General features: G+C 47.6%; 18 protein-coding genes. 6 read left to right on the top strand and 12 right to left on the bottom strand.

The window, feature by feature from the left end; translation table 11 throughout:
• The first annotated feature begins 2 nt into the window (after positions 1-2).
• Entirely contained in the window at positions 3-317 is a 315-nt protein-coding gene (locus tag L2082_RS04530) for a DUF6922 domain-containing protein (RefSeq protein ID WP_446008096.1), read from the top strand.
• Entirely contained in the window at positions 281-916 is a 636-nt protein-coding gene (locus L2082_RS04525; RefSeq protein ID WP_446008095.1) for a nucleotidyl transferase AbiEii/AbiGii toxin family protein, read from the top strand. The genes L2082_RS04530 and L2082_RS04525 overlap by 37 nt, the downstream gene beginning before the upstream one ends.
• Before the next feature lie 384 nt (positions 917-1,300).
• On the opposite strand, the gene L2082_RS04520 is transcribed toward L2082_RS04525, so the two are convergent.
• Entirely contained in the window at positions 1,301-2,221 is a 921-nt protein-coding gene (locus L2082_RS04520; protein ID WP_446008094.1) for a ketopantoate reductase family protein, read from the bottom strand.
• Positions 2,222-2,367: 146 nt separating this feature from the next.
• Here L2082_RS04520 and L2082_RS04515 point away from each other — a divergent pair, with 146 nt between their 5' ends.
• The gene (locus L2082_RS04515) at positions 2,368-3,321 is read left to right on the top strand and encodes a formylglycine-generating enzyme family protein (RefSeq protein ID WP_446008093.1); all 954 of its coding nucleotides are present in this window, start codon (positions 2,368-2,370) and stop codon (positions 3,319-3,321) included.
• Between the two features lie 70 nt (positions 3,322-3,391).
• Here the strand turns inward: L2082_RS04515 and L2082_RS04510 are convergent, their stop codons facing one another.
• From L2082_RS04510 to L2082_RS04475, 8 genes are all read right to left on the bottom strand, one after another.
• A complete protein-coding gene (locus L2082_RS04510; RefSeq protein WP_446008092.1) occupies positions 3,392-3,880 on the bottom strand; it encodes a dihydrofolate reductase in 489 nt (162 codons plus the stop codon).
• Between the two features lie 2 nt (positions 3,881-3,882).
• On the bottom strand, positions 3,883-4,983 hold the full coding sequence (gene recA / locus L2082_RS04505) for a recombinase RecA (RefSeq protein WP_446008091.1): 1,101 nt from the start codon (positions 4,981-4,983) through the stop codon (positions 3,883-3,885).
• Between the two features lie 73 nt (positions 4,984-5,056).
• Positions 5,057-5,224 carry a DUF3368 domain-containing protein gene (locus tag L2082_RS04500; RefSeq protein ID WP_446008090.1) on the bottom strand — a complete coding sequence of 56 codons (168 nt, stop codon included), beginning with the start codon at positions 5,222-5,224 and terminating at the stop codon, positions 5,057-5,059.
• Positions 5,172-5,549 (bottom strand): UPF0175 family protein, encoded by a 378-nt coding sequence (locus L2082_RS04495; RefSeq protein ID WP_446008089.1) that lies wholly within the window; start codon positions 5,547-5,549, stop codon positions 5,172-5,174. The genes L2082_RS04500 and L2082_RS04495 overlap by 53 nt, the downstream gene beginning before the upstream one ends.
• Before the next feature lie 283 nt (positions 5,550-5,832).
• Entirely contained in the window at positions 5,833-7,134 is a 1,302-nt protein-coding gene (locus L2082_RS04490) for a CinA family nicotinamide mononucleotide deamidase-related protein (protein ID WP_446008088.1), read from the bottom strand.
• A gap of 124 nt (positions 7,135-7,258) precedes the next feature.
• A complete protein-coding gene (locus L2082_RS04485) occupies positions 7,259-8,866 on the bottom strand; it encodes a YihY/virulence factor BrkB family protein (protein WP_446008087.1) in 1,608 nt (535 codons plus the stop codon).
• Positions 8,867-8,977: 111 nt separating this feature from the next.
• Positions 8,978-10,426 (bottom strand): transglycosylase SLT domain-containing protein, encoded by a 1,449-nt coding sequence (locus L2082_RS04480; protein ID WP_446011481.1) that lies wholly within the window; start codon positions 10,424-10,426, stop codon positions 8,978-8,980.
• 331 nt (positions 10,427-10,757) lie between these two features.
• Entirely contained in the window at positions 10,758-11,036 is a 279-nt protein-coding gene (locus L2082_RS04475) for a two-CW domain-containing protein (protein ID WP_446008085.1), read from the bottom strand.
• A 333-nt stretch (positions 11,037-11,369) separates the two neighbouring features.
• Between L2082_RS04475 and L2082_RS04470 the strand changes: the two genes are divergently transcribed.
• From L2082_RS04470 to L2082_RS04460, 3 genes are all read left to right on the top strand, one after another.
• Positions 11,370-11,897, top strand: a complete 528-nt coding sequence (locus L2082_RS04470; protein WP_446008084.1) for a hypothetical protein — start codon at positions 11,370-11,372, stop codon at positions 11,895-11,897.
• 25 nt (positions 11,898-11,922) lie between these two features.
• Entirely contained in the window at positions 11,923-12,378 is a 456-nt protein-coding gene (dut, locus tag L2082_RS04465; protein WP_446011480.1) for a dUTP diphosphatase, read from the top strand.
• A gap of 127 nt (positions 12,379-12,505) precedes the next feature.
• On the top strand, positions 12,506-13,006 hold the full coding sequence (locus tag L2082_RS04460; protein WP_446010541.1) for a hypothetical protein: 501 nt from the start codon (positions 12,506-12,508) through the stop codon (positions 13,004-13,006).
• Positions 13,007-13,066: 60 nt separating this feature from the next.
• Here the strand turns inward: L2082_RS04460 and L2082_RS04455 are convergent, their stop codons facing one another.
• The 3 genes from L2082_RS04455 to uppP form a co-directional block, all read right to left on the bottom strand.
• Positions 13,067-13,627 carry a hypothetical protein gene (locus tag L2082_RS04455; RefSeq protein WP_446010540.1) on the bottom strand — a complete coding sequence of 187 codons (561 nt, stop codon included), beginning with the start codon at positions 13,625-13,627 and terminating at the stop codon, positions 13,067-13,069.
• 130 nt (positions 13,628-13,757) lie between these two features.
• Entirely contained in the window at positions 13,758-14,645 is an 888-nt protein-coding gene (gene epmA, locus L2082_RS04450) for an EF-P lysine aminoacylase EpmA (RefSeq protein ID WP_446010539.1), read from the bottom strand.
• A gap of 22 nt (positions 14,646-14,667) precedes the next feature.
• On the bottom strand, positions 14,668-15,480 hold the full coding sequence (gene uppP, locus L2082_RS04445) for an undecaprenyl-diphosphatase UppP (RefSeq protein WP_446010538.1): 813 nt from the start codon (positions 15,478-15,480) through the stop codon (positions 14,668-14,670).
• Between the last annotated feature and the right edge of the window lie 19 nt (positions 15,481-15,499).

Raw genomic sequence — 15,499 nt, 5'->3', positions numbered from 1 at the left:
TTATGGGTGATTCCGGTAAAAAGAGCAAGAGGGAAAAGCTGTGCCTTCTTCGATCCGCATTATTCTGGGATGTAGATATTGCAACGCTTGACCCTAAAACTCATGCTCAATATATCATCGGGAGAGTCATCACAAGAGGGGATATGAGCGACTGGAATACGTTGAAAGAATTATACGGACATCAACGGATCAGGAAGGAGGTTATCCATATTCGCTCACTTGATGCGAAGAGTTTAAGCTTTCTAAGTTGTTACTATGATATTGACAGGACATTGTTCAAATGCTGTACTTCAACACTGTCGAGCCGGAAACTTTAAAATTATTGAGGGAGCTTCAGGCTCACAGAGAATGCCGTCATTTCTCCTTAGCTGGTGGAACCGCACTTTCCTTGCATCTCGGCCATCGAATTTCAATTGATCTTGATTTGTTTACGCAAGATCAGTTTGACAGCAACGCATTATTTGAATCTCTAAGAAATTCTGCGTTATTCCATAGTGCTGTTTCAAATTGTTCTCAAACCGTCAACTCCCTGTCGATGTTTATCAATACAGAAGGGATGGAGGTCAAAGTCGATTTTATCAGACATCATTATCCATTGCTGATGCCGGTTCAATACATTGATGATATACGGATTTTTTCGGTGAAGGATATTGCTGCCATGAAACTGAACGCGATTGCGAATCGTGGAAGCAAGAAAGATTTTTTTGATGTCCACAGCTTGCTGGAGCGGTTCACTTTGGCAGAACTTCTTGCCTTTTTTGAAAAAAAATATGCGCAGATAAACAGCTTCACTGTCCTGAAAAGTTTAACCTATTTTGAAGATGCCGAGGCTGATCCTGAGCCGATGGTTCTGGTGGGTACAAGTTGGCATGAGGTTAAGAGCAGGTTACATTCTTTGGTAAAAAATTATTTCTGATACCGGCAGGGACAGGACATTGGTTTTAAGGATGAGGGTGCGGGAAGGAAAAGGACGTGAGAACGCATAAACGGGCACAGAAGCAGTGCCGACTGGCTTTTCCCTGCTCCTGAACCGTTTTTACCCGCTACAGTATGACATTCTCCTGCTCCATTGTCATTTCCTCCCGCTCCTCCATCATTTTTGACCGGTGCAGAACCATTTTCACCTGCTGCAGGATGGGTTTTACCCGTTACAATGCCCTATTCTCCCCTTACAGGGGCTGTTTTTCCTGTTCCTTTGCGTTATTTCCCTGCTGCGTTGTCATTTTTTCCCGTTTTTGAATGAGCCTGTGCCGGTATATCAAGCAAAAGAGAGCACTGCAAGGGCCGGACGAAAGTGAAATCAGGAAACAGGATAATGCCTCTGCACAATCTCCACCAAACGAACTAAGGTCTGGTTCACCGGAACAGCAATTCCTTGCTCTTGGGCCTTGCGAACAATATAGCCGTTAATTGCCTCAATTTCTGTAAGACGCTGTTGATCAATATCCTGCCCCATAGATGAACGATTTGAACCTGTTGCCTTGGCGATCTGCTCAACATGCGCCACCATATCGTCAGGGAGGCTGACAGAACAGGCCTTGGACACCTTAATTGTCTCTGCAATAAGATCCCGCATCAGCATCCTGCTTGCCTCCTGATCAAGAAGTTGACCATTGCGCAAACCTGTCAGGGCAGTAATAGCATTGATCCCTACATTAACACAGAGCTTTTTCCATAAAACAGGCTCAATATCAGCAACAACCCGTGAACTGATACCTGCTGCTGTAAAAACTTCAGCCAGTTGTGTTGTAATTGCCCCCCTCCCCTGCCCCCACATACCAATAACCGTGTCCCCGACTCCTGAATGCTGAATCTTTCCAGGGCCAAGCACCATCGCACCTTGAGCAGTTGTCCCGCAGAGCACCCTGTCCTCCCCAAGGACATCAGCAAGAATCTCAGCATTACCCATACCGTTCTGCAAGGTTAGCGCATAACCGTCCTTTTTCAATAAACAAGCAGCGGTACGGGCGGCAGCTTCAGTCTGGGCATGTTTGACAAAAATCAGAGCCAGCTCCGTGCCAATGATGTCGGTCGGATCAACTGTGGCACGTACTTGAACTACCCGTTGTTTCCCTTCACGAACGATTATCAGCCCATGTTTATTCAGCGTATCAACCTGTTCTTTGCGCACATCTATTAACCGGACATCCTGTCCATGCTCGGTGAGTAAGGCCCCGAACAGGCAGCCCATAGCACCAGCACCAATAATTGTTATTTTCATGGCTTGTTAATTTCTTGTTGAATCCCCAACTGCAAATTTAATTGACAAGTACCAAAAGAGCAGTAAACTTACTCTGACCTTTAGTATCACTGCCCACATTACTGAAACGACATTTTGTTCAACAGATAATACCCCAGGAGAGAATAATGAAAACCAAATTGTCCCTTACCAAAGCCTTGTTCTTGTCAATATCTGCTCTTCTTTTTATCCCGGCAGCCCAGGCAGCTGATTATACCAACTCCATTGGAATGGAATTTAAAAACATCCCTGCTGGTACCTTCTTTATGGGAAGCTGCATGTATAGCGAGGCTGATAAAAAACGTGATAACCAGCTCAAAAAGCAAGGACTCTCACCTCAGGGGCCTACCTGCCCGGCTCAGGTTCCGATTGACACAGATGCGCTTGAAGAAGAAACTCCCCAGCATGAGGTACAGATCAGCAAAGGCTTTCAGATAGGCGTGTATGAGGTCACTCTGGGACAATTTAAGCATTTTCTCTCCTCCCTTAATAATGAAGAACGAAGCCAAATTGAGACGGAAGACTTCAAAAAAGCCAACCAACATGGTGATAAAGCAGCGGTTGCTGGTGTTTCCTGGGAAGATGCCCAAGCCTTTATTGCGTGGCTGAACCGAAAAGAAGGGGGGCAAAGATATCGCCTGCCCACAGAAGCGGAATGGGAATATGCTGCTCGTGCCGGGAGCAAAACCGTCTACTTTTGGGGCGATACCCCGGAGCAAGCCCCTGAGTATGCCTGGTTCAATATGGACCAGGCTGATCTGCGCATGTGGTTCTCTGAAAGAGAGTTTGGCAAAAAAGAAGATTTCCCTCACCCGGTAGGCCTGAAAAAGCCCAATGCCTGGGGCTTATATGACATGGCTGGCAATGTCTGGGAATGGGTTAATGATGGCTACAGCGCAACCTATTACCAAAACAGTCCCAAGGTCGATCCCACTGGCCCTCGCACGGAACGACTTCGCTGTTTTCGCGGTGGAAGCTGGTACGGCTCTGTGACCAACCTTCGTTCCGCCTTTCGCGGCCTCAATGCTCCAACCTTTCGCAGTGATTCTTTGGGATTCCGCGTAGTGCGGAAGACCCGCTGAATCGAACCTTACGTAGGGATAGACCCCTGTGTCTATCCAACACCGTTTACGGGCACGGCACGCCGTGCCCCTACAACCCCGCACCCTTTCTTCGTCGGTAGGTTCGGATGCTGTAGCGAACCGGCTCTTCAACTTCTTCTGTCTCCACTACAGCAAAAGGCGGGCAGGAGAATTGCGGAAAAAAGGCATCGCCTGCCACTTCCTGTTCCAGCTCAGTCAAAATTAATGTGTCAGCCCGGTCCAAAGCCAGCTGATACAACTGGGCCCCGCCAATAATAAAGACCTTTTCTTCGCCTGCTGTCTGCGTAAAACCTTCCTCTAGCGAATGCACCACCTCGGCACCGCTCGCCTGAAAGGCCGGATTTCTTGTGACAACAATACTGCGTCGTCCGGGCAAGGGCCTGCCGATGGACTCCCAGGTCTTGCGCCCCATGAGCAGGCTATGGCCCATGGTGATATCCTTGAACCGGGTCTGCTCTCCAGGAATATCCCAGGGGATGTCCCCTTTCCTCCCAATGACCCGATTGGCCGCCATTGCCGCGATAAGAATAATCTCCATGCCTACTCCTTGTCCTTCTTCTCCTTGGCCGCCTCTGCTTCTTTTTCTTTGGGCGGAGCAACCTCCTCAGCTGCTGCTGGTGCTTCACCAGTCACTGGAAGCCCAAATCCCAGCCGAACCTTGCGATCAATCTCCATCAGCATGTCTGGATGTTCCTTGAGAAAGGTCTTGGCATTCTCCCGGCCCTGCCCGATCCGCTCGTCATTATAGGAATACCAGGATCCGCTCTTATCAATAATCTCCTGCTCAACTCCAAGATCCAACAGGTCGCCGGTCCTGGAAATTCCCTCACCATAAATAATATCAAACTCAGAAAGCTTGAACGGAGGAGCTACCTTGTTCTTCACTATCTTGACCTTAGTGCGGTTCCCGATAACTTCCTGGCCGTCCTTGATCTGGGTCATACGCCGAATATCAATACGGATGGAGCTGTAGAACTTGAGCGCATTCCCGCCCGTGGTGGTTTCCGGATTGCCGAACATCACCCCGATCTTCATGCGGATCTGGTTGATAAAGATCAGCACCGTGTTGGTCCGTTGCAGCACACTGGTGAACTTACGCATGGCATGAGACATAAGCCGGGCCTGAAGGCCCACATGTTGGTCACCCACATTACCGTCTATCTCCGCCCTCGGAACCAGAGCGGCCACGGAGTCGATAACAATAACATCCAGCCCGCCGCTCCGCATCAGCACCTCGCAGATCTCCAAAGCCTGCTCACCAAAATCCGGCTGAGAGACCAGCAGGTTGTCCACGTCCACGCCCAATCGTCCCGCATAGTCAATATCCAGGGCATGCTCCGCATCAATAAAGGCCGCATTGCCCCCTGCTTTCTGGGCCTCCGCAATAACGTGCAGAGCCAGGGTGGTCTTCCCGGAAGACTCCGGGCCGTAGATCTCGGTCATCCGACCTCTGGGTAAGCCCCCCACGCCTAGGGCGATGTCGATGCCCAGAGTGCCGGTGGAAATAGCCGGGACATTCTCCCGCTCATGCTCGCCGAGGCGCATAATGGCCCCTTTACCAAACTGCCGCTCTATCTGGCTCATAGCGTTATCAACGCTCTTTCGCCTTCCTTCGTCCTGTTTATCCTGTGCTGTTGCCATGAATATTCTCCTTGCACCAGTAATTCTCAAAATAAAAACTGCCAGTTACGCACAACACAGCAGTCAATCTGTTTCAGTCACGTTCTCCAGCGACTCTTCGAACATGTTGGAAAAGCGAATCTGAAATAAAAAAGCCTGCTTCGTGCCGAAGGCGTATCATTTCATCGGAAACCGATATAACCTTTCCATCACTCTTTGCACGCAGAAGGATACCCAGTATTCCTGTCGGGCGCAAGCCCATGATTTTTGCGACAGACCGTCCTTCGGTTTCGTCCATCAATATCCTGCTGATTTCCATCTCCAAAGCAAGTGCTATGACTGCGGGCGTAGGCAAGGTCATCCTCCAGGTCTTGATCGGTAAAATGACGAGGAACAGCACGACGTCCCAAAAGCAACCCGAATTCGACACGGGTCAGCGAGGTCATCTCGCAGGCTTTGCCAAAAGAAAGAAGCCCCCTGGCATACAGAGCGATGGCAAGTTCCGTCATAAGAGACTGCTCACGTTCTCCTGTCGGCAAGCGGATCGCATGGGCGATCTGATCAGGTATCTCAAGAGTAACACTCATATAGTACACCTTCCTTTACAATTAACAGCATTATTGCTTCACCCCCTGTGAGAGGTATACCATTATCTGCATGTTTTAAACAACACATACTCTTGGTGGCTCAATCATACCCTGGGTATGCTTCAACCGCTCACGGAATAGCTTTAACCATACCTTGGGTATGGTTCAGGGTATCCCTTGGTATGCCTCAACCCCTCTCTGGATAGCTTCGACCATACCTCGGGTATGCCTCAACCTATCCCTTGGTATGCTTCTTCCTATCTCCAGATACCTTCAGTCTTTATCATACTGCATCTTTCAACAAGGCCCGCCGCACCATGTCCAAGGCTGTCTGGGCCGTCAACGCCTGGATCTCTTTCCGGCTGCCGGAGAAATGATGCAGGACATCCCTGACCTTCTCCTTATAAAAAAGCCCGATGTAGACTGTGCCCACCGGCTTTTCTGCTGTACCGCCGCCTGGTCCGGCAATGCCGGTAACAGAAAGAGCAACCTTGGTCCCCACCCGGGCCGCAAGCCGGGCCGCCATTGCCCTGGCCACCTGCCCGCTCACCGCCCCGTAGTTGCGCAGCAGATCCCGGTCCACATTAAGGAGCACCTCTTTGAGATGATTTGAATAGGCCACTGCCCCGCCAGCAAACCACTCAGAACTGCCTGGAACCATGGTCAGCTGTGAACTGATCAAGCCACCGGTACAGGACTCGGCAGTAGAGAGCATGAGGCGTTTCTCCCGGAGCAGATTACCCACCACCTCGGCTAAGGTCTCCCGATCTGTGCCGTAAATATGATCGCCTAGGGCTTCCCGGATTCGCTGCTCCGCATCAATGAACAGGACATCCACCTCCTCTGCACTGCTGCCGGATGCAATCAGGCTGACATGTACTTCAAAATCCACCGGATAATAGCCCACCGTTACCTTTTTTTCCTGCTCCAACGGCATAAGGCGTTGATTGATCTCGTGCTCGGGCAGGCCCACGGTCTTGTACAAACGCATCTGCTGATATTTATGACAACCGCTCCAGCCTGCCAAGCGCGGCAGGACGATATCCACCAGCAGTTTCTGGGCCTGCACTGGCACTCCGGGCAGAAAAAAAACAGGAATATCATCATGGACAAGCAGATGCCCGGCCATTCTTTCTTCAGAACTCAGCACCTCGGCACCTTCCGGCAGCCAGGCCAGTTTTTCCAGGGCATCCAGCTGCCCGTCCGCGTCCTGTAACTGGGAGCGAACCTTTTCCAGGATAGCCTCATTCAGGGTGGCAGGACGTTGCAGGGCCGCGGCCACAGCTTCATTGGTCAAATCATCCGTGGTTGGCCCCAGTCCACCGGTAACGATCACAAAATCCACCCGCCGGATCGCCCGCTTCAGGGCCTCGCCGATCAGCTTGGGCGTATCCCCGATGGTGTGCATGGCATAGATCTCATGACCGGCCAGGAAAAGCTCTCTGGCGGCAAAGGCACTGGTGGTATTGGTTATCCGGCCCGAGGTCAGCTCATCGCCGATGGCAATAATTTCTCCGATCATGGTTGTACACAGCACGTCATCATTTGTAAAATGCCCCTCGCTGCGAGCGACATATTGCCACACTCATATCCCATCATTCTTTTCCCTGAAGAGAAGACACGAATATCCTGACAAGGAAGAGATTTGGCCTAGTCTATCATAAACAGAGGAAAAAGGGAAACAAGAGAGTGGCTTTTGCAGGGAGATATTACACTGCCTGTGCAGGATGAGCAGGATGAGCAGGAGAATGGGTAAGAGACTTGGTCAAATATTCTTTTGGAAAATCTTCTGCCGGAATAACATGCTCTGCTGCCTGGATGACCTGATCAGCAAGATCGCCACCAACAGATTCCACGTTTCCTGCCTTGCCAAGTATCAAACGAATAATCTGCACCGCATCAACCTGTTCAAGAGGGCGACATGGAATAAAGGCCGCTGTTCCCTCCTGCTCAATCTCATGCAGCAAATCGCCCTGCACAAGTATATCCAGAGGATGGGCCAGGTCAGTCTCATTCACCACCTGGCATTGACCAATCAAGTGCTCCAGGGAGGTTCCCTGACCAAGGGCAAAATTATTATACACTGCAATCAAAATATCAAAGGTCCGTTGGAGATCCTGACGAGTACTGCTTTCTGCCCCTGAAAGTTGATAACTATTACGATGCTGAATAGCGTAAGCAAGCACCGCTCCCAGGAGAATAAACATCCATCCCAACTGAATCCACACTAAAAACAGCGGAACCGTGGCAAAGGAGCCGTAAATAGCATTATACTTTGCCACCCCGATCTGGAGAACCACATAGCCACGCTGGACAATAAACCAGAAAACCGCCCCAAATAAGGCCCCGCAAAAGGCCGCTGTGGTTTTGACCTTCACATTAGGGAAAAAAAGATACATCATCATCAGGGACAGGGTTATAAAGAGGAAGGGCAGCAGCTTCAGGAGCATCTGCACAGTCCAGATTGAAGGAATCACCGTAATAATATATTCCATTATTTTGGGTGATCGCAGGATAGCATCGCCAGCCAGGGTAATATTGATTGAAATGGGCAGGAGAACAAGCAGGGCGAGATAGTCCATAATTTTACGGAACAAAGAGCGTCCACGCCGGGTATGCCAGATAGCATTCATGGCATCTTCCACAGAGCTGAGCACCATAATCACCACAATCAACAGACCAACAATACCAAAGGCCCCCAAGGCAGCAAAATTCGTATTATCCACATAGTCGAAAATAGTATCAATGGCCTGATGCAGATGACGATTCAACGAGGGAGGTGGTTCGGGGTCTTCCTGGGCTGCATCTTTTTGAACTGCATCTTCTTGTACAGCATCTGCCGGAGCAAGGTCTTCTGGAGCAACCGCTTCCGGCGTATCTTCAGAAGCAGGTTTTTCCAGGTCAACCTGTTGAGAGGATTGAGGAGAAGCTTGAGGAGCAGACTGATTTGCCAGAATATCTGCTCCCTGCTGACTGACATCAGGATCCAGTTGATCAATAAAGTGATAGGCCGCTATCCGCATCTGATCACCATTGCCTAACCCTTTCAAAATGGCCGTGCTCATTGCCAACAAGGGCACCATAGACAGCATAACAGAGAAGGTCAGGGCTGAAGCACGCAAGGAAATATTGGTATTGCTGAACTCATACACCATGATCAGCAAAATACGGAGTAAACTGCGCAAGAATCTGATAATTTTTTTTTCTTCAGGAACATACTCAAAGGCCCAGCGACTGAGCCGTCCACCTGCCTTGAGCGGGCTGAGCTGCATAGCAGGGCTTACAGGAGTACCTGACGGGATAGAGGAATGCGACATAAGGAAGGATATATTAAGTTCTTTACCTGTTTAAAAAACAGATATTCAGAAGAGAGCAGCAAAAGCTTTTCCTGGAAACAACAGATCGTCATTTCCAGGAAATCTGAAGAATCATGGCGTTCTCTTGGATAATTTATCCAGAGTAAGGATACGGTTACTCGTATCAGCAAGGGTCGGAAGAGTATTTTTTTCCTCTTTTGGAGTGGCCTCCAAGGTAACCACTTCTTTGCTGCTCTTTGCCTTTTTCTTCACAACAGCTGGAGCAGGTATTTTGAGTTTCTGGCCCAAACGTATGGTTGCTTTTCTTCCGAGATCATTTGCATGAATAAGCTCTTTTAACGGCACCTTGTATTTCTTTGCAACACTCAACGCAGTATCTCCCCTTCTGACCCTGTACTCTTTATCCCGAATTTGCTGAGCATACAAGAGCCGGGAAGGAATCGTCTTTATCTGCTTGCGAATGCGTTTTGTCGCTGGCAGACGAACCAGAGTACCTTCAGGAATATATTTCCTGCCTTCAAGAACAGGATCACGGAGGGCCGGATTCAATCGCTCAAACTCTTCAGCATTTATACCGAAATACTCACTCAGTTCCGATGCAGAAGCATAGTCACGTAAACGAAATGTGACATTAATCCAGGGACGATCCTTCACCAATGAGCGTTCATTTTCCAGCCGTCTTGCCACCCGAACAGCAGCTATAAATTCTGCATAAAAATTCTTTGAAGCAAACTTAAAGATCCCTGTTTCATGATGTTTAATAATCCGTGGATACGTTCCCCATTTTTTTTGGGCCCGTACCATCCCGGCCCGTCCATAATTATAGGCTGTCAGGGCCAAAGGCCACGACCCAAGCTGACGATAATTTTCCTGAAGAAATTTTGCGGCTGCCAGACTGGATAAGTACACATCAAAACGCTCATCAACAAGCTCATTAATGGTCATATACTCTCGCCCGGTATACTTGGTAAACTGCCAAAGGCCAACAGCTGCGGCCTTTGAATGGGCATTCAGATTAAAGGAAGATTCTACATGAGGAAGATAGGCCAATTCGACCGGCAGATTACGTGCCCGCATAATCTTTTTAATAAGGGGCATGTAGGCACCAGAACGAATGACTCCTTTACGAAAATTATCTTTCAGGCCTGTTTGTACACGAAGATTTTTAATGGCCTCACGGAAGACATCAGCTTTCTGCTTCCCCTTAAAGAGGGCATAGACTTTTTCTTCTTCTTTTGTCCTTGGCTTTTTACCATCAGCGAATTTTTCCAGCATTTTTTTATGGCGCAAGCGAACCATTTTTTCCAGCTGGGCATTCACCTTGCCTGCCCCTGGTGTTCTCCTCGGAATAAAGTCTATCACACCATAAATAATACTTACGTCGTCTTTATCATGCAACACGCCCTGGTTGCTTGTATATGTCCCATAAATCTTTTCCCAGAATTGTACATTGGGCGCAATTATCCGATAAATAGGAAAACGGGAACCAGCCTCACATCGCCCATCAATCAGTACAATCGTTGCAAAAAACAGAAGCAAGCAGGTTATTCTTTTTCTCATGATAGACATTGGCACACCGCTCTGTAAGCTATGATAAAGCCGCTGCCCCTACATTGCAACGGCATCGTTATTGCTTTTACTCTTACTCATAATATTTTATTGTACAATAAATACGCCAAAAGGCAAGAAGGCGAAAAAGGTATTTTTCCTTTGCTCTTCCAGATGATGACAGGCAGGAGAACATGAACCCCAGAGTACCAGACAAAAAAAAATCCCGATGCATACACACCGGGATAAACAAAAACCTCTTGTATCGTGCAGGAAGACGACAGAAGAAATATTATCACACTCTGAAAAAAAACCGCTGTTTATTTTAATTTAAAAAACTATACTAGACAACAACAAGTAATTCAGAAGATTTTTTTACTATAGCATAAAAATCACAGTTTCTGCACTCAAGAAATTTCCTGGCAATTCCTCCTGTCGTCTTAATCTTACAATAAGAATCAACAACAACCCAACAACAACGCCCACCATTTCTCCCCTGATGGATACCATTTGCTCTGGACTCAATTGCAGCTGGGCAAACACCGTTCACAGCTGCATTCTTGCCACCAAGCTCTCTCCCACATTCTTTGAATTCCCAGCAATTTATATTTTCATCTTCCATAACACAAACACTGCCTCAACGAAGAAGTTCAATTTACAATACAATGCCCATTTCAATGGTAAAAAAAACTATACCTTGCTCGGCACAAAAAAACAATACTTACTTTCACTAAGGAAGGTTATCCAGTAAACCAAGCAAAAAAGACTACAACACACACGAAAAAACGAAAAAAAAAGAACATTTCATCACGAAATGCTTGTCCACAGAGTGTCGCCAAAACAGGCTAGAAAAGAATATTTTCCAGTGAATCTCGCCACAATCTATGGTATATAAGAGATACCGATGGGAATAATTTGAATCGTAGTTAGATGAATTCAATATAAGAGGAAGAAAATGCAGAAAATATCATTAACGCTGGGCTTTCTGGCCCTTGCCGGTATCATCTCACCATGTGGCATCCACGCAGCTACTCCTCCATCCCCAGATGCAGAAGTTGACGTGGACAGGATGGCCCGGGAATACAGGGAGAAACCTAACAGCCCCGGAGCGTTAACCAAGGAAATGATTGAAGCATGTGTTGTCCTGAAGACCGATATGGAAAAGGATATGGAACAACTTGACAACCTCAGAGAAGAACTGGGAACATTAAACAATGAAGTAAAAGAGCTTGGGGCCTATCTCAAAAACAATAAAGGGCAATTTGACGAGAACGACACCAGTGCAGCAAGGGCAGAATACGATGCCAAAGTAAAAGAGTACAACGCCAGAATTCCTCTTTTAAAGGAAAAAACCAAAATGTACCAGGATATGATCAAACCTTATAAGGAAAAAGAGGTGAAATTTGAACAGAACTGTAACAACCAGCCCTACTACGAAGACGATTATAAGGCAATAGAGGAGAAAATGGGTCGAGGTATATAGGTAATAGGTACTTTGTTACTAAAATATGAACCCATTAGACGTACTATTCTGCTGGCTTGATCCCGACAACTGTCGGGATCTTTCTTTACCTGCCTACGCAACTGCACAGGCAGCAGGTATGGATATAGTAGCGGCAATTACTCAGGACACAGAGCTGCAGCCTGGAGAAATCAAAACTTTTCCTACAGGATTTGCTGTTGCTCTGCCAGATGGTTTTGAGATGCAGGTTCGGCCCCGATCTGGTTTAGCTATAAAACATGGTATTACTGTTGTCAACGCACCTGGCACCATAGATGCTGACTACCGGGGTGAGGTAAAAATCGGATTGATCAATCTTGGTCAGTCCCCCTTTACTGTCCAACGAGGAGACCGCATTGCCCAACTGATTTTTGCTCCAGTCTGCCAGGCCCGCCTGCAACAGGTCGAGGAGTTAGGAGCAACCGAGCGAGGAACAGGAGGATTTGGTCATACTGGCAGATAACCAGCTACTATTTTTCTGAAAACAAAATATATATCCCCCTGTACCAAGGGGAATACACAAATACGAGTCATGCCACTTGTACTGTAACTTTCTAACACTCAAACAACTCAAAAAATGGAGCATTCCCATGCCTATCCTGAAATCCTTCCTGGCTCCTGCTGCTGCTTTTACTCTGGCTGTCACTCTCCCCAACCTTGGTTTTTCCGCTGCTGACCCCTTAAGTACGGATACGAAGAAGTCAGAGCGCAAGTACCGAGCAACAAGAGCAGGCGAAGGGGCTTTGACCCAGCAAATGCTTGAAGCCTGTATCAACCTCAAAGCAGAGATTGATGAAGAGTATGAAAAAATTAGTGCCTCCAAAAAAGAATTTGACGCGCTCAACAATGGGGTTAAAAAAATTGCAGCAGAAATGCCAGCGGAAGCTGAGGTTCCACTTATTGAGTATAATGAGCAGGTGAGTCTTTATAACAAAAAGCTGGATGCACTCAAAAAACTGGAAACTGCGTATAACGAAAAAAGCGAACCGTACCGAAAAAAAACAGCTCAATTTAAAAAAGAATGTAATGATCAGCCATATTATCAGGACGACTATGCAGCTGCGATGAAAAAGACAGGGAAAAGCCTGTAAAAAGAAACCGGCAGAGCAAGGGGCGGGTCGCGGTCTCTGCCGGACAGGAAAAATTGCTCCCTAGAAAAGCAACAACACACCAAAGTTCGCTGTTACATTCTCCAGATCATCGTCAGGCAAGGCCATATCATAGGCTGATATTCCAATCTCTCCCCGAAAGAAAAGATTTTTATGCAGCCATCTGGCATTATGCATAATACCTGCATATCCTTCAAAACCGTCCTCTTCTGCCTCAAATTGAATGCCCCCAGAGGTACGATCCGCTTCAACATGCGCATAACCGGCTCCCAAATAAGGACGCATGGCAAAAGAACTCATCACCACAAGTGAATTAAAGAGGTACTGACCGCGGAGCGCTGTGGTTTTAAAATCACCGGTCACCCCCAAGGTACACATAACACCAACGTGCTCGGTAAACCAGTACTCAGCCGTGGGACCCGTCCCATAATTCACCGAATTCACTATCCCTCCCAAGCCAAAACGACCATCAACAGAAAAAACATGGTGAACAGACTGCTGTCCATAATTCGCTTGAGCAAAAGCCAACCCGGGAAAACTGAGGCCTAGCACAAGAATAATCGCCACCAGGGCGGGACGCTGAAATAATACTTTAGAATTCATCACAATATTCTCCTTTCTCTCTTCTTACCAAGAAGTACCCAGTCCCTTTTGGAGGGATTTCCTCTATAAACAAAAAATAATTAACCATGAAATACGGTAAAAACAAACAACTTTCTCAAATGTTATCATTTTACAAATCTTCCCGTGCAAAGGGAAGCACCTTGGCAAGACAGTCCTGGCCAGAAATCATCATAAGCAGGCGATCCAGCCCCAGAGCTATTCCGGCACAAGCTGGTAACTGTTTAAGGACAGACAAAAATTTCTCAGGCATTGTGCAGGTTCTGCCGTATCTCTCAGCCTTTTTCATCTCTTCTGCAAAACGGTATCGTTGTACAGCTGGGTCGGTTAACTCAGAAAAACCGTTCGCTAATTCAACACCACCAATGTAGAGTTCAAAACGCTCTGCCAACTCAGGACATTTCGCCTTTGGTCGGGCCAGTGAAGCAAGTTCAACAGGGTAATCATACAAAAAAACCGGGTGTTCCCAACCAAGTTCCGGCTCCACCTTTTCCACCAGCAGAAGGTCAAAGGCTCCTGTACGAACAGCCTCCTGAGCCGACACCCCGGCATAGCACTGAAAGGCTTCATTCACAGAAAGCCGCTGCCAAGGAATCTGTAAAGGAATTTCCTTGCCAGCGCGCTGGACAACCTCCTGGTCTGCAACCTGACAAATCAGCTGCTCGCACTCTTTCATCAGCTCCAAATAGCTCCATCCCACATGATACCATTCCAGCATGGTAAACTCTTCCTGATGAAGCCGTCCCAGTTCTCCCTTGCGAAAACAGGGACAAATCTGAAAAATCTGCTCGTTTCCCTGAGCCAAGAGCTGTTTCATGCAAAGCTCAGGTGAGGTCTGCAAAAACCATTTCTCAGAGGAAAGGGGAATAATTTCCGCTTCAGGAATCAGCAGCGGAAGACGAACCGGGGTGTCTACCTCAATATATCCCTGCTGATAAAAAAAAACACGGATCTTCTGAAGCATGTAGGAACGCTGTTGAAGCTCATCAGGGGACAGCATAATTCTCTCTTGCTTTCTCCGCTCAGGATGTCAGAATAACGATCAGGCCGAGTACAGTACAATACCCTGCAAAGACATACAGGGAATGTTTACTGAGATAGGCAATTAACCAGCGGATAGCGATATAACCGGAAATCAGGGCTGCCAAAAAACCTGCAAGCAAGGGGAGGAGGAAGTCATGGACAGCGGGCAATTCTGCCAAGTCTTTCAGGGCCAACGCTCCAGCCCCCACCATGATAGGTACAGACATTAAAAAGGAAAAGCGGGCTGCTGCGGATCGATCCAGGTTACGGGTCATTCCACCTGCAATGGTTGCCCCGGAACGAGAAACACCAGGCAGCAAGGCAAGTACCTGAGAAAAACCAATCAGGAGGCTATCCAACCAACTCATCTCTTCCATAGAACGGTTTCGCCGCCCTGTGGTTTCAGCAATAACCAGTACGATTGCTGTCAGAAAAAGAAAGTACCCTGTCATCCTGGCACTGGCAAAGGCGTACTCAATCAGATCCTTGCCCAATAAACCAAAGATCACTGTTGGCAGAGTTGCGATGATAAGATACCAGCCCATCCGCGAATCCGGGTCAACAAAGGGCGTTCTCTGCATAATACCCTGTACAAAGGCCGTACCAATTATTGTGAGATCTTTCCAGAAATAAATAAAAACAGAAAACAGGGTTCCCCATTGAACAAGGACATCAAAAATAAAGGCCTGCTCCTTGGCAAACTGCCAGCCCAAAAAATGAGGCACTAACACCAGGTGACCAGAACTGGAGACCGGGATAAACTCAGTGAGTCCCTGCACAATACCAAGAATAATTGCCTGCAAAAATGTCATCCTTTTCCTCTTAATATTT

It is taken from the genome of Candidatus Electrothrix sp., from assembly GCF_052785085.1.
This window is presented reverse-complemented; position numbering and strand designations above follow the sequence as displayed.